Annotated in this window: 20 protein-coding genes; 10 read left to right on the top strand and 10 right to left on the bottom strand. The window is 63.7% G+C overall.

The features are described from left to right. Window positions 1–32: 32 nt before the first annotated feature. A complete protein-coding gene (locus tag OKW20_RS02475; protein ID WP_043619928.1) occupies window positions 33–584 on the top strand; it encodes a hypothetical protein in 552 nt (183 codons plus the stop codon). Between the two features lie 68 nt (window positions 585–652). Here OKW20_RS02475 and OKW20_RS02470 read toward each other — a convergent pair whose 3' ends face one another. Beyond that, on the bottom strand, window positions 653–1759 hold the full coding sequence (locus tag OKW20_RS02470; protein ID WP_043619889.1) for an ABC transporter substrate-binding protein: 1107 nt from the start codon (window positions 1757–1759) through the stop codon (window positions 653–655). Between the two features lie 228 nt (window positions 1760–1987). Continuing rightward, on the bottom strand, window positions 1988–2683 hold the full coding sequence (locus OKW20_RS02465; protein WP_043619891.1) for an HAD family hydrolase: 696 nt from the start codon (window positions 2681–2683) through the stop codon (window positions 1988–1990). Between the two features lie 179 nt (window positions 2684–2862). Between OKW20_RS02465 and OKW20_RS02460 the strand changes: the two genes are divergently transcribed. Next, window positions 2863–3531 carry a GntR family transcriptional regulator gene (locus tag OKW20_RS02460; protein ID WP_034801282.1) on the top strand — a complete coding sequence of 223 codons (669 nt, stop codon included), beginning with the start codon at window positions 2863–2865 and terminating at the stop codon, window positions 3529–3531. A 15-nt stretch (window positions 3532–3546) separates the two neighbouring features. Here OKW20_RS02460 and OKW20_RS02455 read toward each other — a convergent pair whose 3' ends face one another. Beyond that, window positions 3547–4227 (bottom strand): ArsR/SmtB family transcription factor, encoded by a 681-nt coding sequence (locus tag OKW20_RS02455; RefSeq protein WP_429169982.1) that lies wholly within the window; start codon window positions 4225–4227, stop codon window positions 3547–3549. Between the two features lie 95 nt (window positions 4228–4322). Between OKW20_RS02455 and OKW20_RS02450 the strand changes: the two genes are divergently transcribed. The 4 genes from OKW20_RS02450 (at window position 4323) to OKW20_RS02435 (ending at window position 6967) form a co-directional block, all read left to right on the top strand. Continuing rightward, window positions 4323–4643 (top strand): NIPSNAP family protein, encoded by a 321-nt coding sequence (locus OKW20_RS02450; protein ID WP_043619930.1) that lies wholly within the window; start codon window positions 4323–4325, stop codon window positions 4641–4643. A 3-nt stretch (window positions 4644–4646) separates the two neighbouring features. Further along, window positions 4647–4997, top strand: coding sequence for an antibiotic biosynthesis monooxygenase family protein (locus OKW20_RS02445; protein WP_402323172.1), 351 nt, complete (start codon window positions 4647–4649; stop codon window positions 4995–4997). Window positions 4998–5194: 197 nt separating this feature from the next. Beyond that, window positions 5195–6325: a site-specific DNA-methyltransferase gene (locus tag OKW20_RS02440; protein WP_043619897.1), complete on the top strand. Its 1131-nt coding sequence runs from the start codon at window positions 5195–5197 to the stop codon at window positions 6323–6325. A 240-nt stretch (window positions 6326–6565) separates the two neighbouring features. After that, complete coding sequence (locus OKW20_RS02435; protein WP_429112750.1) at window positions 6566–6967, top strand: YkvA family protein; 402 nt, start codon at window positions 6566–6568, stop codon at window positions 6965–6967. Window positions 6968–7024: 57 nt separating this feature from the next. On the opposite strand, the gene OKW20_RS02430 is transcribed toward OKW20_RS02435, so the two are convergent. The 3 genes from OKW20_RS02430 to mutY all read right to left on the bottom strand — a co-directional run bounded on the left by OKW20_RS02430 (window position 7025) and on the right by mutY (window position 9820). Further along, window positions 7025–7903 (bottom strand): hypothetical protein, encoded by an 879-nt coding sequence (locus tag OKW20_RS02430; protein ID WP_429169979.1) that lies wholly within the window; start codon window positions 7901–7903, stop codon window positions 7025–7027. Between the two features lie 153 nt (window positions 7904–8056). Continuing rightward, the gene (locus OKW20_RS02425) at window positions 8057–8674 is read right to left on the bottom strand and encodes an HAD family hydrolase (RefSeq protein ID WP_429169977.1); all 618 of its coding nucleotides are present in this window, start codon (window positions 8672–8674) and stop codon (window positions 8057–8059) included. A 57-nt stretch (window positions 8675–8731) separates the two neighbouring features. Next, window positions 8732–9820, bottom strand: a complete 1089-nt coding sequence (gene mutY / locus OKW20_RS02420; protein WP_402323168.1) for an A/G-specific adenine glycosylase — start codon at window positions 9818–9820, stop codon at window positions 8732–8734. Window positions 9821–9912: 92 nt separating this feature from the next. Between mutY and OKW20_RS02415 the strand changes: the two genes are divergently transcribed. The 3 genes from OKW20_RS02415 (at window position 9913) to OKW20_RS02405 (ending at window position 15044) form a co-directional block, all read left to right on the top strand. Next, the gene (locus tag OKW20_RS02415) at window positions 9913–10419 is read left to right on the top strand and encodes a DUF721 domain-containing protein (RefSeq protein ID WP_043619908.1); all 507 of its coding nucleotides are present in this window, start codon (window positions 9913–9915) and stop codon (window positions 10417–10419) included. Between the two features lie 218 nt (window positions 10420–10637). Continuing rightward, a complete protein-coding gene (locus OKW20_RS02410) occupies window positions 10638–11477 on the top strand; it encodes a DsbA family protein (RefSeq protein ID WP_429112759.1) in 840 nt (279 codons plus the stop codon). A gap of 105 nt (window positions 11478–11582) precedes the next feature. Next, entirely contained in the window at window positions 11583–15044 is a 3462-nt protein-coding gene (locus OKW20_RS02405) for a chromosome segregation SMC family protein (protein ID WP_429169975.1), read from the top strand. 4 nt (window positions 15045–15048) lie between these two features. Here the strand turns inward: OKW20_RS02405 and OKW20_RS02400 are convergent, their stop codons facing one another. The 3 genes from OKW20_RS02400 to OKW20_RS02390 all read right to left on the bottom strand — a co-directional run bounded on the left by OKW20_RS02400 (window position 15049) and on the right by OKW20_RS02390 (window position 20607). Then, entirely contained in the window at window positions 15049–16803 is a 1755-nt protein-coding gene (locus OKW20_RS02400) for a caspase family protein (RefSeq protein WP_429169972.1), read from the bottom strand. Window positions 16804–16867: 64 nt separating this feature from the next. Next, the gene (locus tag OKW20_RS02395) at window positions 16868–18685 is read right to left on the bottom strand and encodes a caspase family protein (RefSeq protein ID WP_429169969.1); all 1818 of its coding nucleotides are present in this window, start codon (window positions 18683–18685) and stop codon (window positions 16868–16870) included. Window positions 18686–18741: 56 nt separating this feature from the next. Continuing rightward, window positions 18742–20607, bottom strand: a complete 1866-nt coding sequence (locus tag OKW20_RS02390; protein ID WP_429169967.1) for a caspase family protein — start codon at window positions 20605–20607, stop codon at window positions 18742–18744. 317 nt (window positions 20608–20924) lie between these two features. On the opposite strand from OKW20_RS02390, the gene ppdK reads away from it, so the two are divergent. Then, window positions 20925–23591: a pyruvate, phosphate dikinase gene (gene ppdK / locus OKW20_RS02385; RefSeq protein ID WP_043616713.1), complete on the top strand. Its 2667-nt coding sequence runs from the start codon at window positions 20925–20927 to the stop codon at window positions 23589–23591. A gap of 51 nt (window positions 23592–23642) precedes the next feature. On the opposite strand, the gene OKW20_RS02380 is transcribed toward ppdK, so the two are convergent. After that, complete coding sequence (locus OKW20_RS02380) at window positions 23643–23915, bottom strand: hypothetical protein (protein ID WP_429169966.1); 273 nt, start codon at window positions 23913–23915, stop codon at window positions 23643–23645. Window positions 23916–24166: the final 251 nt, after the last annotated feature.

Raw genomic sequence — 24166 nt, 5'->3', positions numbered from 1 at the left:
AGTTTCAACCGGTCCAGCAGAGGTTGTTCAACGTGTTTGGCAAAGTATCCCGGCCTGTTCTCGCAATATCTTTTCTCGCGGTCCTCGCCGGCTGCAATCAGACTCAATCCGGTGGGGCGATCGATGCTGGCGGCAGTGCCGCTGCTCCGACGCCGGCCGTCGTTCAGGCCGCGTGCCCGCAGGTCATCCTGCGTGACGGCACGTCGGTCTTCACCAGCTACGCCAAGGGCGCCAAGAACGACCCGACCAAGGTCGTCTACCAGGCCTCTCTTGCCGACACCACGCGCCAGTGCGTCCAGAGCGAGAACTCGCTGACGATGACCGTGGTGGTTCAGGGACGCGTGGTCAGCGGACCCGCGGGCGGCCCCGGCAAGGTCACGATGCCGATCCGCGTTGCGGCGACCGATGAAGACAAGACGCTTTATTCCGAGCTGACGCAGCATGCCGTCGAGATCCCCTCGACCGGCTCCGGCCAGTTCGTCTTCACCAAGGCCAACGTGACGCTGCCGGCCGGTGCCGGATCCAACGTTACCGTTTATGTCGGCTTCGACGAAGGTCCGCCGGCCAAGGGCAAGAAGAAATAAGCAGCGGCCCATGCCGCATAAAAAACGCCGGGGCTTGCCCCGGCGTTTTCATTTCCATTGTGTGCGGCTTATTCAGCCGGAACGCTCTTGCCGCCTTCCCACTTGTAGAGCGAGAAAGCCTGCGAGGTGAGGTCGCCGGCTTCGCTGTAGGTCAGCTTGCCGAGAACCGTGTCGATGGCGTCGCCCGACTTGATCGCGGTTGCAACCGCGGTCGCGTCCTCAGCGGAGCCCGCCTTCTCGATGCCGGCCTTCAGCACCTGGACGGCGGCATAGGCGTTCAGCGTGAAGGCTTCGGCCGGGATGTTCTTCGCCTTCAGCGCTTCAACAGCCGGAGCCGAGGCCGGGTTGCTGGTCGCGTCGCTGGCATTGGTGTAGACCGTGCCGGTCGCAGCTTCGCCGCCGATTGCCCAGAACTCGGTGTTGGACAGGCCGTCGCCGCCGAAGATCTGCGCCTTCACGCCCTGGTCGTGCATCTGGCGTGCGAGCAGACCGCCTTCCGGATGGTAGCCGCCGAAGTAGACGACATCGACGTTTTCGGCCTTCAGGCGGGTGACGATGGCGCTGAAGTCCTTGTCGCCCGGGTTCAGGCCTTCATAGACGACTTCGGTGATGCCGCCAGCGTTGATCGCCTTCTTGAAGCCGTCAGCGAGGCCCTTGCCGTAAGGCGCCTTGTCGTGCAGCACGGCGACCTTCTTGTCCTTGAGGTTCTTGAGCACATAGGCGGCCGCAACTTCGGCCTGCTGGTCGTCGCGGCCGCAGGTGCGCAGCACGTTCCAGAGACCGCGGGTGGTGAGGTCAGGCGTGGTTGCCGTCGGCGTCACCATCAGGATGCCGTTTTCGGCAAGGATGTCCGAAGCCGCCATCGAGGTGCCGGACAGAACCGGACCGACGACGTAGCGGATGCCTTCACCGGCAGCCTGGTTGGCAACCGAAACAGCCTGCTTCGGATCGCCGGCGTCGTCGAGCATCTTCAGCACGATCTTCTCGCCATTGATGCCGCCAGCCTTGTTGATCTCGTCTGCGGCCGTTTCCGCGCCGTTCTTCACCTGCTCGCCATAGGCCGCGACCGGGCCGGTAAGCGGCGTGATCACGCCAATGGTGATGTCGGCGAAGGCGAGCGGGCCGAAGGCGACGCTGGCCGCCAGGGTCAGGCCGGTCAACATTGAAAGACGCATTGTGTTTCCTCCTAAAAATACCCCGATGGGGCTTGCTTGGTACGGCCCTCGTGCGCGGCTCCTCGAAAACCGGGAAGATTTTCTAGGGGACGTGACGCCACTGCAATGTGTCATCATGTCCCTTGGCGTCTAATTGGACGTCTGCCGTGTTGGCCGAAGGCTTCTTTCCCGCTCCGGCCGAAAGCCGGAGCGAAAGGGGCATGGCGGTGCGCAACCGCCTGCGGCCAATTAGGCCGTCATCGACTCCGACCATGCGGAAAGGGCCGCGATCACGCCCGGCAGCGCCGTCATGCGCGAAATCACCGTTTCCGCACCCGCTTCGGTCAGCTGGTCGGCATGCGAAGGATGGGTGTGCGAACCGCCGGTGAAGCCGACGACGCGCATGCCGGCGGCACGTGCGCCGTGGATGCCGTGGACGGAATCCTCGATCACCAGCACCCGCGACGGATCGACGCCCATCTGCTTGGCGCCGTGCAGGAAGATGTCCGGCTTCGGCTTGACGCGGTCGGCGCCGAGGTCGCGCGCCGAATAGATGTGGCGGCCGAAATGGTCCTTGATGCCGACCTTGCCGAGCATCATGGCAAGCCGCGCCGAGGTCGAGTTGGAGCAGATGCAGTGCGGCAGCGTCAGTTGCGCCAGCATCGGCTTGACGCCGTCGATGATGTTGAGGTCGCGGGCCAGGCGCTCGTCGAGGATCGTGTCGACCTTGCTGATGAGCTGGGCCGAAAGCGGAATGCTCGCTTCCTTCTCGATCTGCAGCAGCGTGTTGTGCCAGGTCATGCCGGCAAAACGCTCCGCCATTTCCTCGACGCTGATCGGGTAACCCGCTTCTGTCAGCAGTGCTGCTTCGACTTCCGACGCGATGATTTCGGAATCGACGAGAACGCCGTCGCAATCAAAAATGATGAGATCGATACCGGTCATATGGAACAGTTCCCTGGGAGGAGAGGCGCCGCAGGCGGGGGGAGGAATGTTCGCGCGGCGCGGGGCTTTCGTACGGCAGAGCTTTATACGATGGCAGGCCAAAGCTCAACCATTGGAAATTATCGAAACCGCCGCTGCGCTTGCTCGACAGCATTGTTTCGCGGCTCTATCAGTAGGCGATGGAAAAGCAGCAGGACGATACGCTCGCAAGTCGCATCAGCAAGGCCCTGGCCGAGCGGATCATCTCCGGCATGCTGATGCCGGGGGAGCGCTTGCGGCAGGATCATATCGCCGAGGAATTCGGTGCGAGCCACGTGCCCGTCCGCGAAGCCTTTCGGCGGCTGGAGGCCCAGGGCCTTGCCGTCAGCGAACCGCGCCGCGGCGTTCGCGTCGCCTCCTTCGACCTGAAGGAGGTGAGGGAGGTCGCCGAAATGCGCGCGGTGCTGGAGGTTCTGGCGCTTCGCCATGCCATCCCGCATTTGACGCCGGCGATCCTCGATCGGGCCGAGATGGCCACGGCCGCCGCCGATACATCGCGCGACGTGCGCTCCTGGGAGGCGGCAAACCGCGCCTTCCACCGGCTGATCCTCGAACCTTGCGGCATGCCACGCCTGCTTGCGGCGATCGACGATCTGCATGCGGCGAGTGCCCGCTTCCTGTTTTCCGCCTGGCGCACGAGCTGGGAGGCGCGCACCGACCACGATCACCGCGCGATCCTGGCCGCCTTGCGCGAGGGCCGGGGCGACGAGGCGGCAAAGATCCTCGAAAGGCATGTGGGCTGGATCGGCAAGACGCCGGTCAGGACCGCCGCGGGCGAAACCCGTGAGGCCTTTTCCATCGTCGGCTAAAGTGGCTGGCAGCAGCTACTGCGGAAACAGCTCGGAGAAAGCCTTCTCGCCATTGGCGGTGAAGCGGATGACGCGGCTGTTCGCCTCGCGCTTGGCCCAGCCTTTATCGATGAATAGCGTCAGCAGCGCTTCGCCAAGCGAGCCGGCCAGGTGCGAACGGCGCTCGCTCCAATCGAGGCAGGTGCGGCATATCGGGCGGCGGGATTTTTTCAGCGCCGTATAGTCGATGCCGAGCGTCTCGATCCGGCTTTGCCCGTCGGGCGTCAGCGCCAGGTCGTCGCCGGTGACTTCGATCTGCTTTTCGGCGATCAGGCTGTCATACATGCGCACGCCATAGTCGCCGGCCAGATGGTTGTAGCAGACGCGCGCCTTACGCAGTGCCGGATCCTTCGGCCCGGGGCGGTGGCGGGTCATGCCGCGGCCGGCGGCAAAGCCCATCAGGTTCTCGAGCATCAGCCCGACTTCGTCTTCTGCCAGCTGAAAATAACGGTGGCGCCCCTGCTTGCGTTGGCTGAGCAGGCCGCCGGCCTCAAGTTTGGCGAGATGGGAGCTGGCGGTCTGCAGCGTGATGCCGGCATGGGTGGCAAGCTCGGTTGCGGTCAGCGCGCTGCCGCCCATCAGCGCCGTCAGCATGTTGGCGCGGGCGGGATCGCCGATCAGCGAACCGATGAGAGCGATGTCTGGACCTTCCTTCATACTTCGATCGTAATCGAAGCATTCCCGACAGACAAGCGGGCATAGTCACCTCATCGAAGACCGGGCGAAGGGCCCGCAAAAACCTGGAGATGACGATGATCACCTGTTTCATCCGCTACGAAATCGATCCCTTCAAAAAGGACGAGTTCGCCACCTATTCGCGCAATTGGGGTGAAGTCATTCCGCGCTGCGGCGCCGATCTCATCGGCTATTTCGGCCCGCACGAGGGATCGGCGACGACGGCTTACGGCGTTTACAACATCGAGAACCTCGCCGCCTATGAGGCCTATCGCGCCCGGCTTGCTGCCGATCCGCTCGGCCGGGAAAATTATGCCTTTTCCCGCCGCGAGCGGTTTATCCTGAAGGAGGATCGGATTTTCCTGAAGAACGTCTCGATGCCAACAGGAGGAAAGTGAACCATGATTGCCGTCATCTTCGAAGTCCTGCCGGCCGAGGGCCGGCGTGACGCCTATCTCGGCATTGCCGCCGACCTGCGGCCGCTGCTCGACGACATCGATGGTTTCATCTCGATCGAACGGTTCCAGAGTCTGACCAATCCCGACAAGGTGCTTTCCTTGTCTTTCTGGCGCGACGAGGAGGCAGTGAAGGCCTGGCGGAACGGCGCCGAACATCGGGCCGCCCAGGATGCCGGGCGCCACGGCGTCTTTGCAGACTACCGCCTGCGCATCGCTTCCGTGATCCGCGACTACGGGCTGAACGAGCGCCATGAGGCGCCCTCGGACAGCCGCGCCTTTCACGACAACAGGTGAAGCGCGTCCGAGACGCCTAAACGCTGCGGCAGGAGGCGGGTGAATACCCGTTCCCGCCTTTCCTGTTCACTCCAGAAGACCTCTCTAACATAGCGTGACTACGCACTTTTTCGAAACGGCCTTCAGGCTTTGGTAACCATCTTCGGTAACCATAAGCTCCATGATCCGTTCCGAGTAAGCGTATTTGCGAGTTGTCCATGTCTTCAGTTGTTTCGCTTGCCGAAGTCTCCCGCTCCGCCCGTCCGCAGGGCTGGCTAGACACCATCATCAAGGGTGACTGCGTGGCCGCGCTCAATGCGCTTCCCGACAATTCGGTCGACGTCGTTTTCGCCGACCCGCCCTATAACCTCCAGCTCGGCGGCATGCTGACCCGTCCCGACCAGTCGGTGGTCGATGCCGTCGACGACGAGTGGGACCAGTTCGCTTCCTTCGAGGCCTATGACGCCTTCACCCGTGCCTGGCTGCTCGCCTGCCGCCGCGTGCTCAAGCCGACCGGCACCCTCTGGGTGATCGGCTCCTATCACAACATCTTCCGTGTCGGCGCGATCCTCCAGGACCTGCACTTCTGGATCCTCAACGACATCATCTGGCGCAAGACCAACCCGATGCCGAACTTCAAGGGCCGCCGGTTCCAGAACGCCCATGAAACGCTGATCTGGGCGACGCCGAATGCCAGCGCGAAGGGCTACACCTTCAACTACGATGCGATGAAGGCGGCCAATGACGACGTGCAGATGCGCTCCGACTGGCTGTTCCCGATCTGCTCGGGCCACGAACGCCTGAAGGACGACGACGGCAAGAAGGTGCATCCGACCCAGAAGCCGGAAGCGCTGCTTGCCCGCATCATGATGGCCTCGACCAAGCCTGGCGACGTCATTCTCGATCCCTTCTTCGGTTCCGGCACCACCGGCGCCGTCGCCAAGCGCCTCGGCCGCCACTTCGTCGGCATCGAGCGCGAGCAGGATTACATCGACGCCGCATCGGCGCGCATCGACGCGGTCGAGCCGCTCGGCAAGGCGATGCTGTCGGTCATGACCGGCAAGAAGGCCGAGCCGCGCGTCGCCTTCAACACGCTGATCGAAAGCGGTCTGATCAAGCCCGGTACGGTTCTGACGGACGCCAAGCGCCGCTACAGCGCGATCGTCCGCGCCGACGGCACGGTCGCTTCCGGCGGCGAAGCCGGCTCAATTCATCGCCTGGGCGCCAAGGTCCAGGGGCTTGATGCATGCAACGGATGGACATTCTGGCACTTCGAAGAGGGGAACACCCTGAAGCCCATCGACGAACTCAGAACCGTCATTCGAAATGATCTGGCAAAACTGAACTGATCAACCAGTTCCGCCGGATCCTTCGAAAAGCGCTCTGACCGGTTTTTGTACCTTCAGTCCCGGAAGGAGAGCTTTAAATGCCCGGAACCCTCGATGTGAGGATTCCGGGCATTTGTATGTCCGGGCCATAGGACCGAGCGTATGAAGCAACCGGCCAGCCTTGAGGCCGATTGCCAATCTACGCATCCGCCAATAGAGTTCGGGCAGACCAGCTTTCATCCGAACAAGAGTGTCATCCGCATGGCCTTGCCCGATCGTCTCCAGCGCGTGAAGCAATGGGCGCGGCAAATCAAACGGGACGTCGTTGCGCTCTGGTTCGCCGCGCGAGATCGTCGAACGCCGCTTTCGGCGAAACTCGTTGCCGGTGCTGTGGCGGCTTATGCACTCTCGCCGGTCGACCTGATCCCGGACTTCATTCCGATACTCGGATACCTCGATGACCTGGTCCTCGTTCCGCTCGGCATCCTCTTGGCGGTGCGTCTGGTGCCGCCGGCGCTGATGGAAGAATTCCGAGAGCGGGCGACGACACTCGAAGGGCGTCCGTCCGGCCGAAGCGGCCTTATTGCAATCCTGAGCATCTGGTTCGTGGCCGCTGTCCTTGCGGCCTGGCTGGCATGGCGCTTCATCGCGGCCGGGCCTTGACAATGCGCGGCGGCGACCCGTGCCGCCGCCGCGCGTTGAATGGAGGATACACCGCCTTTAGAGAACCGGCGTTCCCTCTGGGCGCAAATGGAAGAGCGTCCGCGGGCCTTTGTCCTCAAAGCCGCAACTGGCGAGCACAGGCTCGAGGCGTGCTCTTTCGTTTTCATTTAGTTCGACCGTGGCGACCCTGATATCGGGATAGGCCGCGGGAATGCGCTGAAGCAGGGCGGCAACCAGGGCAATCAGCCCGGGAGAAGGGGCCTTGTGTTCGGTGATGTGGATCATCATTTCATCGCTCCAGACAAAGGCGTAGGCCTCGGCGACGACGAGGTCGTCACGCTCCAGCATCTGCATCAGCAGCCCGTTTTCATCCCAGTCCGCGATACGTTGGGCGACGGCGTCCGCCTCCCAGGTCGTGGTGCAGGTTTCTCCACTGCAGTTCGATATCCCCGCGCGTGTAAGGAAGTTCACGAACTTTGTGAGGAGATCTTCCGGAAGAGGTGCGTGGACGGCGTGAACGATGGCACCGTCCTCGGGTTTTGCGATTGCGGCTGGCCAGCGCTCAGATGGCGCCTGCCAGGTCCTGAATAGATCCCGAAGCGCTGTCGCGCCGGTCATTTCGACGACCTGCCGGTTGAGAGGGGTTGTTCGGGAGTGCCAGGTGATGCCCTCTGAGCCGGCCTCCACGGCGCCAAGCCGAAAGAGCTGCACCAGAATTTCGGCGTCGCGCAGATCGTGCGATGGCATGGCGTGCCAGCCTCGATCGGCTGCTCTTTCGTCGTCGCCTTCGGTCGGCGGTCGAAGGCTGAGCCAGCCCGCCAATTTGGCATCGCGTCTGGCGACGACGAAACGGGTCTCTGAATACCGTTCACTGAATTCTTGCCGAGAAACCTCGTCGCGAAAGCTGGCCTCGGTCGTCGCGTAGAGCTCGTCCATGAAGGCGTCCTTGGCCACGCCGTCTCGAGCTACTGAAAATTCTAAACTATTCATATATTACCCCTGCGATCACACAATCGCAGGTAGTGAATATGATTCGTGGCGGAATCGTGCCGCCACGAGCAGAAGCCATGTTCGATCGGTAGTTTCAGCCTACGGATGAATGCCGTAGCCGGCGAGATCGGCCTTCAGTTTTTCCGGGTCGACGAAATGCACCGCGTGCCAACCGGCAAGCCGCGCGGCTTCGACATTGGGCACGCTGTCGTCGATGAAGAGCGTGGCCGACGGGTCGAGATCGAAGGTCCGCGTGTGCGTCTCATAGATGGCGATATCGGGCTTGATGAGTTTGACGTCGCCCGAAACGGTGACGCCGCGTGGCAAGGTCAGGAAGGGGTAGAGGACCTGTGCCTCGCGGAACGTATCGGAAGCGAAGTTGGTCAGCATCGTCACGTCGCGCCCTTCGGCGATCAGCCGCTCCAGGAGCGACACCGTCTCGACATAGGCGTGCGGCACCATCTCCTGCCAATATTTGCGGAAGGCGCGGATCTGCTCTTCGCGCTCGGGGAAGTCCTTGATCAGCAGCGTTTCGGCTTCTTCCCACGAGCGGCCGCGGTCCTGCTCGATGTTCCAGTCATGGGTGCAGACATTGGCAAAGAACCACTCGCGCTCGGCCTCATCGGGGATGATGCGGCTATAGGGCAGGTTGGGGTCGTAGTGGATCAGCACCTTGCCGATGTCGAAGACGATGTGACGGATCTCGATGCTGCTCATGAACGTATTCCCTGCTTGAACTTTCGGAGTGAGCGGGACGGGTGACCCCGTACCGCGCTAGCGTTCCGCCTTGAAGGCATGTGGGATCGCCTGGGCGATCGCCTTCTTCATCACCGTCGGCAGCGCCTGGGCGCTCAGTGAGTGAACCGGTTCCCACCAGCCGTTGCCCTGCGTTCCGGCGCGCGCGACATTGGCGCGGTAGACCGAGAGACGCAACTCGAAATGCGTGAACACATGGCTGATGGTGCCGCAATCTTCCCAGGCCGCCGCAAAGGGTTGCGAGGCAAGCGAGGTGTCGCCGTCCTGCCGCGACGTCCAGTCGGTGCCGGGCACTTCGGTCATCCCGCCAAGCAGGCCCGTCTCGGCCCGCTTGCGCAGATAGACCGCGTTGTCGCCGTCGATCGCGACGAAGGCAGCACCGCGCCGAAGCGGCTTGTCCTTCTTCTGCGCCTTGCGCGGAAAGGTTTCGGGGTCTGCTACGGAAAGCGCACGACAGTGGGCGCGGAAGGGACAGAGCGAGCAGGCGGGGCGCTTCGGCGTGCAGATCGTCGCGCCGAGATCCATCATCGCCTGGGCGAAATCGCCCGGGCGCTCGCCGGGGGTGAGCGCGGCGACGCGGCCCCGCATCTCGGGCTTTGCCGCCGGCAGCGGCGTCTCGATCGCGTAGAGACGCGAGATCACCCGCTCGACATTGCCGTCGAGAACGGCGCTTCTGCGGTTGAAGGCGATTGCCGCAATCGCGGCGGCTGTATAGTCGCCGATGCCGGGAAGCGACTTCAGCCCGTCCTCCGTATCGGGAAAACGGCCGCCGTGATCGTTCGCGACGGCCTCGGCGCATTTCTTCAGGTTGCGGGCGCGCGCATAGTAGCCGAGCCCGGCCCATGCCTTCATCACGTCCTCATTGTCGGCCTGCGCCAGATCCTCGACGGTTGGCCACAGCGACAGGAACTTTTCGAAGTAAGCCTTTACCGCCTGCACCGTCGTCTGCTGCAGCATCACTTCGGATAGCCAGACGTGATAGGGATTGGCGACGATGCCTCGGCGCGCCATGGGCGGCGAAACCCGCCAGGGCAGGTCGCGATGGTGCCTGTCGTACCATTCCAAAAGCAGGGGTGCGGCGTCTGCCGCCGGTATCGTATCGTGCATGATTTGCCGGAAGTTCCTTTTCCGGCCTATACTTGGCGAAGCGGAGCCGCAGCATCAAGGCTCAATCGACATTGCCTACAGAAAGTCCATACGTGAGCGAGCAGAAGTCCCGGAAGGGTGTTGTCCAGATCAGCGAAGTCGCGAATGGCCTGATCGACCCGGTGCTCGCCAAGCGCGCGGGCATCAACACCATGCTGCTCGGCTCCTGGGACGAAATCGCCGGCGAAGACTTTGCCGATTGCACGCGGCCCGAAAAGATCGCCTGGCCGCGGCGCGCCTCCGAGATCATGGGCGAGGGCGGCCACCAGCCGGGCGTGCTGACGGTTGCCTGCGAGGGCGCGCGCGCCCTGTTTTTGACCCATGCCCAAGGCGAGCTGATCCAGCGCATCAACGGCTTCTTCGGTTTTTATGCCATCGGCCAGCTGCGCATCGTCCAGAAGCCCGTCTCCCAACAACCGAAGCACCGCGGCAAGCCGAAGCCGCTTTCGGGCGAGCCCGCGCGCCGGCTCGAAACGATGGTCGAAGGCATCGAAAGCGAAGAGCTGAAGGCGGCCCTGCGGCGACTGGGCACCGCTGTGCTCAACCCACGCCGACGCTAAGGCATGTCGCGCAAAACTCCCCAGCGGTTTGCGGCGACGGCATGCGAAAACCAGAGGCCTAAAGCGCAAGGCGCGGATATCCAGGTCGAACTGCGCTTCCGGGCAGCCATCGGTCGGTCACAATTCTTTGAATTCTGTTGACGCCGCGCCACTTGCCGCCCTGCGCGCGGCAAGATATCGAATCCGCACTGCAATTCCCTCCGAACACGGGTCAAATCATGTCCGCTTCCGCAATGAACCTTACCAAGCGCCTGCTCAGCGGTGCCGCCATCGCAACCGTCGCCCTGGTGCTTGCTGCCTGCAGCGACGAAAAGAAGGAAACGGCATCGACCGCCCCGGCCGCAGCCACCGAGACGGCAGCGAAGACCGAAACCAAGCCGGTAACGGACGCAACGACCACCGCATCGACGACCGCGACGCCGGCCACCACCGAAACCAAGCCTGCTGCCGGCACCGAAGTCGCGCAGACGACCGCCGCGCCCGTCAAGGTCGAGCTCCCCTCGTCGGAAGGTTCCGTCGACGTCGCCAAGCTGATGGAGCCGGGTGCTCTGCCGGAAATGGCGATCGGTGACGCCAACGCGCCGGTGACCATCGTCGAATACATGTCGATGACCTGCCCGCACTGCGCCGCCTTCCACAACAACACCTTCGAAGCGATCAAGACCAAGTATGTCGACAGCGGCAAGGTCCGCTTCGTGCTGCGCGAATTCCCGTTCGACCCGCGCGCTGCGGCCGCCTTCATGCTGGCGCGCTGCGCTCCGGAAGGCCAGTACTTCCCGATGATCTCGATGCTCTTCAAGCAGCAGCAGCAGTGGGCTGCAGCCCAGAATGGCCGCGACGCCCTGCTGCAGATGTCCAAACTCGCCGGTTTTACACAGGAGAGCTTCGAGGCCTGCTTGACGAACCAAAAACTTCTGGATGATGTGAACTCTGTTATGCAACGGGGCGCCAAGGAATTCGGGGTTCAGTCGACGCCGACCTTCTTTGTCAATGGCGAGCACTATTCGGGGGACATGTCGGTTGACGTTATGTCGGCCCTCATCGACAGCAAGCTCTGATCCTTCGCTTTTCCTGAAAACGGGCGACGGCAGCAGCCGTGCGCCCGTTTTTCTTGTCTGGGCTGATGGCAGAGGGGGGCATCTCGTAGCCCCAGTGTCCGTCCCATGAAGTTCAACAAGCTTCGCCTGCTCGGCTTCAAGTCCTTCGTCGAACCGACCGAATTCATCATCGAGCGGGGGCTGACCGGCGTCGTCGGACCGAACGGTTGCGGCAAGTCGAACCTCGTCGAAGCGTTGCGCTGGGTGATGGGGGAGAACTCCTACAAGAACATGCGCGCCTCCGGCATGGACGACGTGATCTTTTCCGGATCCGGCAACCGTCCTGCGCGCAACACGGCCGAGGTCGGCCTCTATCTCGACAATAGCGACCGCACGGCGCCCGCTGCCTTCAACGACAGCGACGAGATCCAGGTCAGCCGCCGCATCGAGCGCGAGCAGGGCTCGGTCTACCGGATCAACGGCAAGGAAGCGCGCGCCAAGGACGTGCAGCTTCTGTTCGCTGACGCCTCGACCGGCGCACGCTCGCCGTCGATGGTCGGGCAGGGGCGCATCGGCGAACTGATCGCTGCCAAGCCCCAAGCCCGCCGCCAGCTCCTGGAAGAGGCGGCCGGCATCTCCGGCTTGCATTCGCGCCGCCATGAGGCGGAGCTGCGCCTGCGTGCCGCCGAAACCAATCTCGAACGCCTCGACGACGTCACCTCGCAGCTCGAAAGCCAGATCGAGAGCCTCAAGCGCCAAGCGCGCCAGGCCAACCGCTTCAAGATGCTCTCGGCCGATATCCGCAAGCATGAGGCGATCCTGTTCCATATTCGCTGGGTGCAGGCCAAGGAGGCGGAGGCCGAGGCGACGAGCCAGCTCAATCAGGTGACGGCGCTGGTTGCGGAAAAGGCGCAGCAGCAGATGCAGGCGGCCAAGGACCAGGCGATCGCCAGCCTGAAGCTGCCGGAGCTGCGCGAGAACGAAGCGAAATTCGCCGCCGCCCTGCAGCGCCTGCAGATCGCCCGTTCGCAGCTCGAAGAAGACGCCGGTCGCATCCTCAGGCGCCGCGACGAATTGCAGCGCCGGCTGGCGCAACTGGCCGAGGACATCGCCCGCGAAGAGCGCCTTGTCGTCGACAATGCCGGCATTCTTTCGCGCCTCGACGAAGAGGAAGCCGAACTCAGCGATATGCTCGCCGAGGCCGACGACCGTGCGACGGAAGCGCGCGAGCGCCTCGAAGAGGCGAACGAAAAACTCGCCGGCAGCGAGGCATTGTTGGCGCGGCTGACGGCTGAACGTGCCGAGGCGCAGGCCGGTCGCAACCAGCTCGAGCGGACTTTGCGCGACCTCTCGGAGCGCCAGGCGCGCCTTGCCCGCCAGCTTGGCGACCAGTCGCGCGATCTCGACGAACTCGACCGCCAGATGGCAGCCCTTCCTGATCCGCACGAAAAGCAGGGCCAGGTCGAGGTCGCAGAAGCTGCGCTGGAAGAAGCTGAAAGCAATGTGATCGCGATCGAGGAAAGCCTCGCCGAAGCGCGGCGCACGGAAGTCGAGGCGCGCCAACCCGTCGATCGCACGCGAGCCGTGTTGAACGGCATCGAGACAGAAGCGCGCACCATCCGGCGCATGCTGGAGGCGGTGGCCGGCGGCGCCTATCCCGCCGTCGTCGAGGAAATGAAGGTCGACCGCGGATTCGAAACTGCGCTCGGTGCCGCGCTGGGCGACGATCTTGACTCACCGCTTGAAACCGATGCGCCCGCCCATTGGCGCGAACCGGGGGACCATGCCGGCGACGCCGATTTGCCGGAAGGCGTCAGCCCGCTGATTGCGCATGTGAAGGCGCCCGACGCGCTGACCCGCGCCCTGAAGCAGATCGGCATCGTCGCAAGCGAGGCGGAAGCCGAGCGGCTGCTACCCCTCTTGAAACCCGGCCAGAGCCTGGTCACCAAGCAAGGCTCCGTCTGGCGCTGGGACGGCCACGTGACCGGCTCCGAGGCGCCAAGTGCTGCCGCCTTGCGGCTGGCGCAGAAGAACCGGCTGGCCGAACTCGACGCTGAGGCAGACGGTGCCGCAGAGGCGCTGCGCCGCGCGGAGGCCGAACTTGCCGCTGCGGGCAGCCGCATCCGTGCCGAGGACGAGCGGCTGCGGCTTGCCCGCGACGCGCAGCGTATGATCACCCGACAGCTCGGCGAAGCCCGCGACGCGCTCGCCGCCGCTGAACGCGCCTCGGGCGACCTTGCCCGCCGCCGCGCGGTGCTTGCCGAATCGCGCAGCCAGATCGAAGCGCAGGTCGAAGAGGTGGCCGAGCAGATCGAGACGGCCAACGACGCGCTGGCAGACGCGCCCGATCTCTCCGAACTGGAACTGAAGCTGCGCACGCAGACGGCCGAAGTCGCTGCCGATCGCGCCGCCGTCGCCGAGGCCCGCGCCGCTCATGATGGCCTGGCGCGCGAGAACGAGGCCCGCCAGCGTCGCATCGCCGCGATCGGGGCGGAACGGCAGACCTGGAAGGCGCGTGCCGCCAGCGCCGAGGAACATATCGCCACCCTGCGTGACCGCGAAGCGGAAGCCCGCGACGAGGTGGAAGAGCTGATCGATGCGCCCGACGAGTTCGAGGATAAGCGCCGGGCGCTGATGAACGAATTGCAGAAGGCGGAAGCGGCGCGGCGCGAAGCGGCCGATCTGCTTGCCGAGGCCGAGAACCGCCAGCGCGAGGCCGACCGTCTGGCCGCAACCGCGCTGTCCGAACTGGCCGAATCGCGCGAAAAGCGCGGCCGCGCCGAGGAGCGCCTGGTCTCCGCCCGTGAACGCCGCGTCGAGATCGAGGCGCGCATTCAGGAAGCGCTCTCCTGCCCGCCGCACGAAGTGATGCGATTGACGGGACTTGCCGTTGATGAGGCGCTGCCCGACATGCGCAATGTCGAGCGCGAGCTCGAACGGCTGAAGATCGAGCGCGAGCGGCTTGGCGCCGTCAACCTGCGCGCAGAAGAGGAGCAGAAGGAGCTTTCGGAAAAGCTCGCCCTCCTGCTGCGAGAGCGCGACGACGTCATCGAGGCGATCCGCAAGCTGAGGAGCGCCATCCAGAACCTGAACCGCGAGGGCCGCGAGCGCCTGATCGCCGCTTTTGACGTCGTCAACGTGCAGTTCCAGCGGCTGTTCACCCACCTCTTCGGCGGTGGCACGGCGGAGCTGCAGCTGATCGAGAGCGACGATCCGCTGGAAGCGGGTCTTGAAATTCTCGCCCGTCCGCCGGGTAAGAAGCCGCAGACGATGACGTTGCTATCCGGCGGCGAGCAGGCGCTGACGGCGATGGCATTGATCTTTGCCGTGTTCCTCACCAATCCGGCGCCGATCTGCGTGCTCGACGAAGTCGACGCGCCGCTCGACGACCACAATGTCGAGCGCTACTGCAACCTGATGGACGAGATGGCGGCCTCGACCGAGACACGCTTCATCATCATCACCCACAATCCGATCACCATGGCCCGCATGAACCGCCTGTTCGGCGTGACCATGGCCGAGCAGGGCGTCTCGCAGCTCGTTTCCGTCGACCTGCAGACCGCCGAGCGCCTGCGCGAAGTCGTCTGATCGTTCATTCGAATTCGGCGATGAAACCCGAGACCGGCCGCGATGGATCGCGCGCCTCCCAGGTGTCGACGTAGGCGGATAGGGGAACCTTGTTGGCCCGATAGGCCGCGTAAAGCGTTGCCGCCCATGCCTTTTCCGGCGGCCGCCTGAACCATCTGCCGAATGTAACGGCAGCGCCCGTTGTCCATCTCCACCCTTCGGCACTGCCGTTTTCGTTCGAAAGCCCAAGCCATGGCCCAACCCGCCGGTGCTCACCGCCTTCGAACGAACTGCTGAAGAACCGGTCATCGGTATTCACGAGCGAGGCGACGAAGGTGTTTTCATCGCTGGAATCGATCGTGGCGAGGTGACCGCCGCAGCGCTCGACGATCGCTTTTGCTTGCTGCCAGCCGATCTGCTGCCCCTCATAGGCCGCTGCATAGAGGTGGCCGGCAAAGGTTCCATAGGTCAGGGGTAGAGGCGAAAGACACCGCACCATGGCGATCACCGGTTCGTCCTCCAGTCCCTCGAGATCGGTGGCGTCATAGCGCCGTGCGCTGGCGGCCGAAAGAATGTCCTGGTCGATGCGGGCAAAGGTGAGGCCCAGGCTCGCGCCGGTCTCCTGGTCGAGAAATCCGGATTGCTTCAGCCCGCGGGCCGCCTGAAACGCCGTGACCGCCCTGCGTGTCTGGCCACCGAAGGCGCCGTCCGTAGCACCCGTGTCGAAACCCTTGCTCTGCAGGGCCAGCTGCGCGGTCGCGCGCTTGTCCTTGCTGTCGAGCATCTTCTGTTCCTGCGCCATCGCAGCCAGCGATGATTTGAAGTCGTCGCTTTTGCCGAGCCGCTGAATGGACTGGCGCGCCGCGTCGGCATAGTTGCTCTCGCCATGTTTGGCGATGAAGCGCTTCCAGGTCCTGGCCGTGTCCACGCGCATCGCCTTGTTGAAGTCGAGCGCGGCGATATCGACATTGTCTGCTTTTAAGGGTTGGGGCGCTTCAGCCGTGGCGCTGCCGTTGAGGTAGAATTCCAGATCGAGCGAGGAGAGGATCTGTGGCGACTGTTTGCCGCCCGTCGCCGAGCGCACTTCCCTGATCACCCGCTTGAAGGCGGTGCCGATTTCGACCCCTGGGCCGGAGAGATTGGTGATCAGCGCCCGGGTGAAGGGCGAATGCCCGTCGGTTCCGTCGGCCGCCACCTGTCCGGGCGCCGCGGCAAAGGCAACGAGTGTGCCGGCGCCCTGCGTTTCGATCGGTGCGAGGCCTCTGGTGGCGCCGCCGCGGCTTGTGCCCGCCACGTCGTGGTTGAGCCTGTCTGCGAGCGGATTGTTGCGGCAGGCGTCGAGGAAGATCAGGGAGATTTTCGCGCGTTGTTCCAGCGCGTTCATGATCTCCGAAAGCGGCATGGTTTCGGCCGGAACGTCAAACTCGCTTTCGAGCCGCGCATCGGTGCCAACGAGAAAGTTCTCGCCGCGCAACTGCATGCCGTGACCGGCATAGTAGAACAAGGCGACATCGTTGGGACCAAGCTTGCGGGAGAAGCGCGCGAGCGCATCTGCAAGACCGCGACGGTTCGTATTGAGCACCAGGTCGGTCTCAAAGCTCTGCTCCTTAAGAAAGGCGTCGAAGGCTTCGGCGTCGCGCACGGCATTCGGCAGCACGCCAGCCGCAACGTAGTCCGTCATGCCAACGACAAGCGCCAGCCGCCTGCCGTCGTCAGCGAGAGCGTGCCCGACGGCAAAAAGGACGATCACGACCGACAGCAGCCGGGATGTGATCAACATGCGCCATTTCATGACGGCCCTCCGAGCCCCTGAGCCGGAAACGGATTGTCTGAGCCGGGCCTCTTCATTCGAATTCGAGCACGACGCTGACAGCCGAGTTGCCTGGCCCCATATCGTCCCATGTGTCGAGATAGGCGTTGGTCAAATCGAGCCGACCTTCCCGGTGAAGGTAATACATCGCGGTATCGTCGCCCGGCTTGCTCTCGTTCGGCATCCCCGGAAACCACTTCGAATAGGTCAGGGCCTCGCCATTGTCCCACCGCCAGCCGCCTTTCGGCTCCTTGCCCTGCGGGTCTTGGACGAGTCCGATCCATGGGCCGATCTTGTAGCTGATGTTGTCCGGCGGGTAGTAACCCGTGTCGATAAAGGTCGGGTCCGCGTTGAAGAGCGAAGCGATGAAGCTGTTTTCCGCCTGAGATGAGATCGACGCGACGTGGGTGCCGCAGTTCTTGGCGAGGAGTTCGGCATAAAAGGCACGGGCTGGTCCGGTCCTTGCGACGACGTAGAGATGCCCTTCGAAGGCGCCGTAGACCGTTGGGGACCCGCCGAGACACTTGATGGCGGTAAGGACGCGCGGATCTGTCTCCAGCCCCTTGAGGTCGTTTATGTCGTAGACGCGCGCCGTCTTGGCGCTGTAGAGACCTTCGGCTGCGCCGTTGACTTTCACGCCGAGCTTTTCGGCCGTCTGTTCGGTGACAAAGCCCGTACCGCTCTGGCTGTTGGCGCCCTGGAAACGCTTGATGGCGTCGCGCGTCTGCCCGCCGAAAACACCGTCGGCAGTGCCGACGTCAAAGCCTCTTGCCGTCAGCGCCAACTGGATATCGCGTCGCCGGCCCTTGTCCGGCAACAGTCGCGCCTCGACGGCTTGCGGCAGATGCGACTGGTTGCGCACCGCCGCCGGTTCGATCTGCTCAAGCGTCCGGCGTGCGAGTTCGGCATATTCGCCGGTACGGTGCTTTTCGATGTAGAAGCGCCAGATCCGCGGCGTTCCGATCCTCAACGCCTTCTTGAAATCGACCTCTGCCACGAGCGCGGCGGGGTCGGCGGCCGGCACCGCGAGTGTCGGCTGGACGGCCTCAGGTCGCGGTTGCGGCGTTACGGTTTCGGGCCCGAAATAGAACTCCAGTGACAGGGACGACAGGATCTGCGGTTGCTGCTTGCCCTGCGTTTCCTTGCGCACGTCGCGCACGACCCTCTTGAAGGCGGTGCCAACCTCGAGACCGGCGCCGGAGAGATTGGCGATCAGCGCCCGGGTAAAGGGCGAATGCCCGTCGGTGCCGTCGGCGGCGACCTGTCCCGGGGCTGCGGCAAAGGCGACGAGCGTGCCGCCGCTCTGTGTTTCGATCGGCGCCAGGCCTCTCGTCGCGGCACCGCGGGTCGCACCCTCGACTTCGCGCGTCAGCCGCTCGGCGAGCGGGTTGTTGCGGCAGGCGTCGAGAAAGACCATCGAGATGCGGGCGCGCTTTTCCATCGCGCCGATGATCTCGGACAGCGCCACCGTCTCGGCCGGCACGTCGAATTCGCTTTCGAGCTTGGCATCGGTGCCAACGAGGAAATTCTCGCCGTGCAGCTGCATGCCGTGGCCGGCGTAGTAAAACAGGGCGGTATCGTCTGGCCCGATCTTGCGCGAAAACTCTGAGAGCGCGCCGGCAAGGCCGCGGCGATCGGCGTTGAGCACCAGGTTCGTTTCGAACCCTTGGCCCTTGAGGAAGGTGTTGAATGCTTCCGCATCGCGCGCGGCATTGGGCAGCGTTCCGGCGAGCACGTAATTGCTCATGCCGACGACGAGCGCCAGCCGCTTGCCGTTTCCTTCGGCAAAGGCATTGCCGCTTGCGAGCGGAACCGAAAGGGAGAGGAACAGCAGCATCACACGCCATTTCATGAGCGACCCTCCGACTTGCGCTCCGTTCAACGGCGCGGTCGCGCCTGATCGTTCTTTCACTCGAATTCAAGAATGAGACCGGCCGTTCCATCGGTTGGCCCCATGTCGTCCCAGGTGTCGACGTAGACGGATTTCGTGTCGGCCCTGCCTGTGCGCTGGGAGAAGTACATGCCGATGTCGTCGCCCTTCTTGTCTTCGTTCGGCATGTCCGGATACCACTTCGTGTAGGTCATCGGCGCGCCGTTATCCCAGTGCCAACCGCCTTTCGGCTCTTTGCCCTGCGGGTCCTGTGTCAGGCCGATCCATGGCCCCATCTTGTAGCTGACGTTTCCTCTCGGGTCGTATCCGGTCTCAAAGAAGCTCGGGTCGGAATTGAAAAGCGATGCAACGAACGCGTTTTCTTCCGGAGATGAAATCGAGGCGAGGTGGGCGCCGCAACCGCCGGCAATTCCCCGCGCATAGACGGCCAGGATCGTACCCGTGTGAACGGCGACATAGAGGTGCCCTCCGAACACGCCGTAGACGGTCTCGAAGTGGCGCAGGCAGGTCAGCGCCCGCAGGACGGTCTGATCGGTTTCCAGCCCCTCAAGGTTGGCGACGTCGTATCGCCGGGCTTTCGTCGCGCTGTAGATGCCTTCGGCACGGGCGTTGACCTTTATGCCGAGGGCGGCCGCCGTGTTCTCGGTGATGAAGCCGCTTGCCGGCTGCTGGTTGGTGCTTTGGAAGCGTTTGATCGCGTCCCTGGTTTGTCCGCCGAAGACGCCATCGGCCGTACCTGCTGCAAATCCCCGTGAGGCAAGCGCCAGCTGAATGTCTCGTCGTTGGTCCTTGCCCGGCAGGAGCTGCGCTTCGACGGCTTGCGGCAGATGCGCCTCGTTGCGCATGGCCGCCGGTTCGATCTGTGCCAGCGCTTGCCGTCCGAGGTCGGCATATTCGCCTGTTCGGTGCTTTTCGACGAAGAAGTGCCAGATGCGCGCCGTGCCGATCTTCAGCGCTTTCTTGAAGTCCTTCTCCGCTTCAAACGTTTCGGGATCGATGGCCGGTACGGTGAGTGCCGGCTGGACCGTCGCGCTCTGTGGCACGGTCGTCTGGACCGCAGGGGTCTGCACCACGGGGGTCGGCGGCGTTACGGTCTCCGGCCCGAAATAGAACTCCAGTGACAGGGAGGACAGGATCTGCGGTTGCTGCTTGCCCTGCGTCTCCTTGCGCACGTCGCGCACGACCCGCTTGAAGGCGGTGCCAACCTCGAGACCGGCGCCGGAGAGATTGGCGATCAGCGCCCGGGTAAAGGGCGAATGCCCGTCGGTGCCGTCGGCGGCGACCTGTCCCGGGGCTGCGGCAAAGGCGACGAGCGTGCCGCCGCTCTGTGTTTCGATCGGCGCCAGGCCTCTCGTCGCGGCACCGCGGGTCGCACCCTCGACTTCGCGCGTCAGCCGCTCGGCGAGCGGATTGTTGCGGCAGGCGTCGAGGAAGACCATCGAGATGCGGGCGCGTTTTTCCATCGCGCCGATGATCTCGGACAGCGCCACGGTCTCGGCCGGAACGTCGAATTCGCTTTCGAGCTTGGCATCGGTGCCAACGAGGAAATTCTCGCCATGCAGCTGCATGCCGTGGCCGGCGTAATAAAAAAGGGCGGTATCGTCAGGCCCGATCTTGCGCGAGAACTCGGAGAGCGCACCGGCAAGGCCGCGGCGATCGGCGTTGAGCACGAGGTTCGTTTCGAACCCCTGGCCCTTGAGGAAGGTGTTGAATGCTTCCGCATCGCGGGCGGCATTGGGCAAGGTTCCGGCGAGCACGTAATTGCTCATGCCGACGACGAGCGCCAGCCGCTTGCCGTTTTCTTCGGCAAAGGCGTTTCCCATGGTGAAAAGGACCATGAGCGCCGAAAGCAGCCAGGTTGTCAGATCTGCACGCCACCTCATGACCGACCCTCCGAGCCATCGAGACGGAAACGGATTGCCATGACGGGATATTCCTGGATGCACCCCCATCGCGCATCTATATATTAGATAATTGTTATGTTCAGGGCAATGTCGGATCGGCTGGCGTGGCGCAGCCTTTTCAGGAATTTCGGCTGCAATTTAAAGCCACCGACACGTTTTGTGAGAAGTGAAGCGCGATGTGTAGCAATGTTACAGAAAATGATGCGCTGCAGCATAAATCTTCGCCGGGTGCATTTTCAGCCTGAAGCATATACTGTAAATCGTCATTAAAGACTGTTTCTGGGTGGAGAGCAGGCATGACGAAATGGGTTTATACCTTCGGTGGGGGCAAGGCCGAGGGACGTGCGGGTGATCGTGAACGCTTGGGTGGCAAGGGCGCCAACCTTGCCGAAATGTGCAATCTCGGGCTGCCGGTTCCGCCGGGCCTGACGATCATCACCGATGCCTGCAACAGCTTCTTCGACAATGAAAGGCAGATGCCGGATGGCTTGCGCGACCAGGTGCGCGAGGGGATCAGCCGGATGGAAGAGGTGACCGGCCGCGTCTTCGGCGACACCGCCCGGCCGCTGCTGCTTTCGGTTCGCTCGGGCGCACGCGCGTCCATGCCCGGCATGATGGACACGGTTCTCAACCTCGGTCTCAACGATCAGTCGGTGCATGCGCTCGGTCACGACGCAGGCGACGCGCGCTTTGCCTGGGACAGCTATCGCCGCTTCATCCAGATGTATGGCGACGTCGTCATGGGCGTCGACCACGACGTTTTCGAGGAAATCCTCGAGGACGAGAAGGCGCGCCTCGGGCATGAGCAGGATACCGAGCTTTCGGCTGTCGAGTGGCAGAGCGTCATCGCCCGCTACAAGGAAGCGATCGAGGAAGCGCTCGGCGAACCCTTTCCGCAGGACCCGGAAGTGCAGCTCTGGGGCGCGATCGGCGCCGTGTTTTCGAGCTGGATGAACCCGCGGGCGATCACCTATCGCCACCTGCACGCCATCCCCGCCGCCTGGGGCACCGCCGTCAACGTCCAGGCGATGGTCTTCGGAAATCTCGGCAATTCCTCGGCGACCGGCGTTGCCTTTACCCGCAACCCGTCGACCGGCGAGAACGAGCTTTACGGCGAGTTTCTGGTCAACGCGCAGGGCGAGGACGTCGTTGCCGGCATTCGCACGCCGCAGAATATCACTGAAGCCGCGCGCATCGGTTCCGGTTCCGACAAGCCGTCGCTGGAAAAGCTGATGCCGGAGGCCTTCGCCGAGTTTCGCTCGATCTGCGATACGCTGGAGCGCCACTATCGCGACATGCAGGATCTCGAATTCACCATCGAGCGCGGCACGCTCTGGATGCTGCAGACGCGCTCCGGCAAGCGCACCGCCAAGGCGGCGCTGAAGGTTGCGGTCGACATGGCGGAGGAGGGGCTGATCTCCGAACAGGAGGCCGTCGCCCGCATCGATCCCGCCTCGCTCGACCAGCTGCTACACCCGACCATCGATCCGCACGCACGCCGCGACATCATCGGCTCGGGCCTGCCGGCCTCGCCGGGGGCTGCGACGGGTGAGATCGTCTTCACCTCGGAGGAAGCGGTGCAGGCCGACAAGGAAGGCCGCAAGGTCATCCTCGTCCGCGTCGAGACCAGCCCTGAAGACATCCACGGCATGCATGCCGCCGAAGGCATTCTGACGACCCGCGGCGGCATGACCAGCCACGCCGCCGTGGTTGCTCGCGGCATGGGCACCCCTTGCGTTTCGGGCGCCGGCAGCATTCGTGTCGACCTTCGCAACGAAACGCTGACCGCCGGCGGCGTAACGCTCAGGAAGGGCGACATCATCACCATCGACGGCTCGTCCGGCCAGGTGTTGAAGGGCGCGATCGCCATGTTGCAGCCGGAACTTTCCGGCGACTTCGGCAAGATCATGGCCTGGGCGGACGCGACGCGCCGGATGACCGTCAGAACCAATGCCGAAACGCCGGCGGATGCGCGCGCCGCACGCTCCTTCGGTGCCGAAGGCATCGGCCTCTGCCGCACGGAGCACATGTTCTTCGAGGACGACCGTATCAACGTCATGCGCGAGATGATCCTCGCCGACGACGAAGACGGTCGCCGTTCGGCGCTTGCCAAGCTCCTGCCGATGCAGCGCTCGGATTTCGCCGAACTGTTCTCGATCATGCACGGCCTGCCGGTGACGATCCGCCTGCTCGACCCGCCGCTGCACGAGTTCCTGCCGAAGACCGACGAGGAGATCGCCGACGTTGCCGGCGCGCTCTCGCTCGATGCGTCGGAACTGCGCCAGCGTGTCGACGAACTGCACGAGTTCAATCCGATGCTCGGCCATCGCGGCTGCCGGTTGGCGATTTCCTATCCGGAGATCGCCGAGATGCAGGCGCGCGCCATCTTCGAAGCGGCTGTCGAAGCGGCGCACGAGACCGGAGCGGCCGTCGTTCCCGAAATCATGGTGCCGCTGGTCGGCCTCAAGGCCGAGCTCGATTACGTCAAGGCGCGTATCGATGCGGTCGCCAAGGAAGTGATCGGCGAAGCCGGCATCGGCATCGACTATCTCGTCGGAACGATGATCGAATTGCCGCGCGCAGCCCTGCGCGCCGGTGTGATTGCCGAAGCGGCCGACTTCTTCTCCTTCGGCACCAACGACCTGACGCAGACGACCTTCGGCATCTCGCGCGACGACGCCTCGCAGTTCCTGGCGACCTACCAGCAGAAGGGCATCATCGAGCAGGACCCCTTCGTCTCGCTCGATTTCGATGGCGTCGGCGAACTGATCCAGATCGCAGCGGAGCGTGGTCGTCGCACCAAGAACGGCCTGAAGCTCGGCATCTGCGGCGAACACGGCGGCGATCCGGCCTCGATCCGCTTCTGCGAAGACGCCGGCCTCGACTACGTCTCCTGTTCACCCTTCCGCGTGCCGATCGCCCGGCTCGCAGCAGCCCAGGCTGCGATCAACGGCAAGGGGTAACAAGCCAAGAGCCAGCGCCGCCCAGGCGGCGTTGGCTCGGCCGTGATCGCCTCATTTGGTCTGGACGATCACCGGTCGCGAGACGATGACCGGCCGGTCCCAGCCCCACATCATCATGTCGTTCTGATAGCGGAAGGCGCGCGATTCAGCGCGGCGGTCGAGCTCGATCCGCTGCAGGCAGGTGGCAAACGCATCGGTGCCGCGGCGGAAGCCGTAGGATGCGCAGGTGTTGCCGTCGGCGATGCGCCTTTCCTCCGGAGTCATCGTCTGGCACGCCGTTAAGAGAAGCGCAGCTGCGATAAGGATGGACAATCGGGTCGTCATGGTTCTCGCGCCTCCTGGGCACAACCGGGTCGTGTGAAGCCGTAGCGGTGTGCGTCTCGCTGTGAGCAATCGAGCGGCACGGCGCCAAAGCCTCGAATCACAATCAATATAGGGACTTGTATCGAGAATCGAAACGAGTGGCGGTGATTCTGTGTCGAGTTCGCGGTTGCACGCGAAGCGGCGTCACCGACTGGTTGTTGCCGTGTCGGCGGGCCTATCGGAAGAGGGGAGAAAAGATCTTTGCGCGGCGG

Source organism: Ensifer sp. LBL, from assembly GCF_050435225.1.
Taxonomy (GTDB): domain Bacteria; phylum Pseudomonadota; class Alphaproteobacteria; order Rhizobiales; family Rhizobiaceae; genus Ensifer.
Note: the sequence above shows the minus strand (reverse complement) of the source record. Positions and strands in the feature narration are given on the sequence as shown.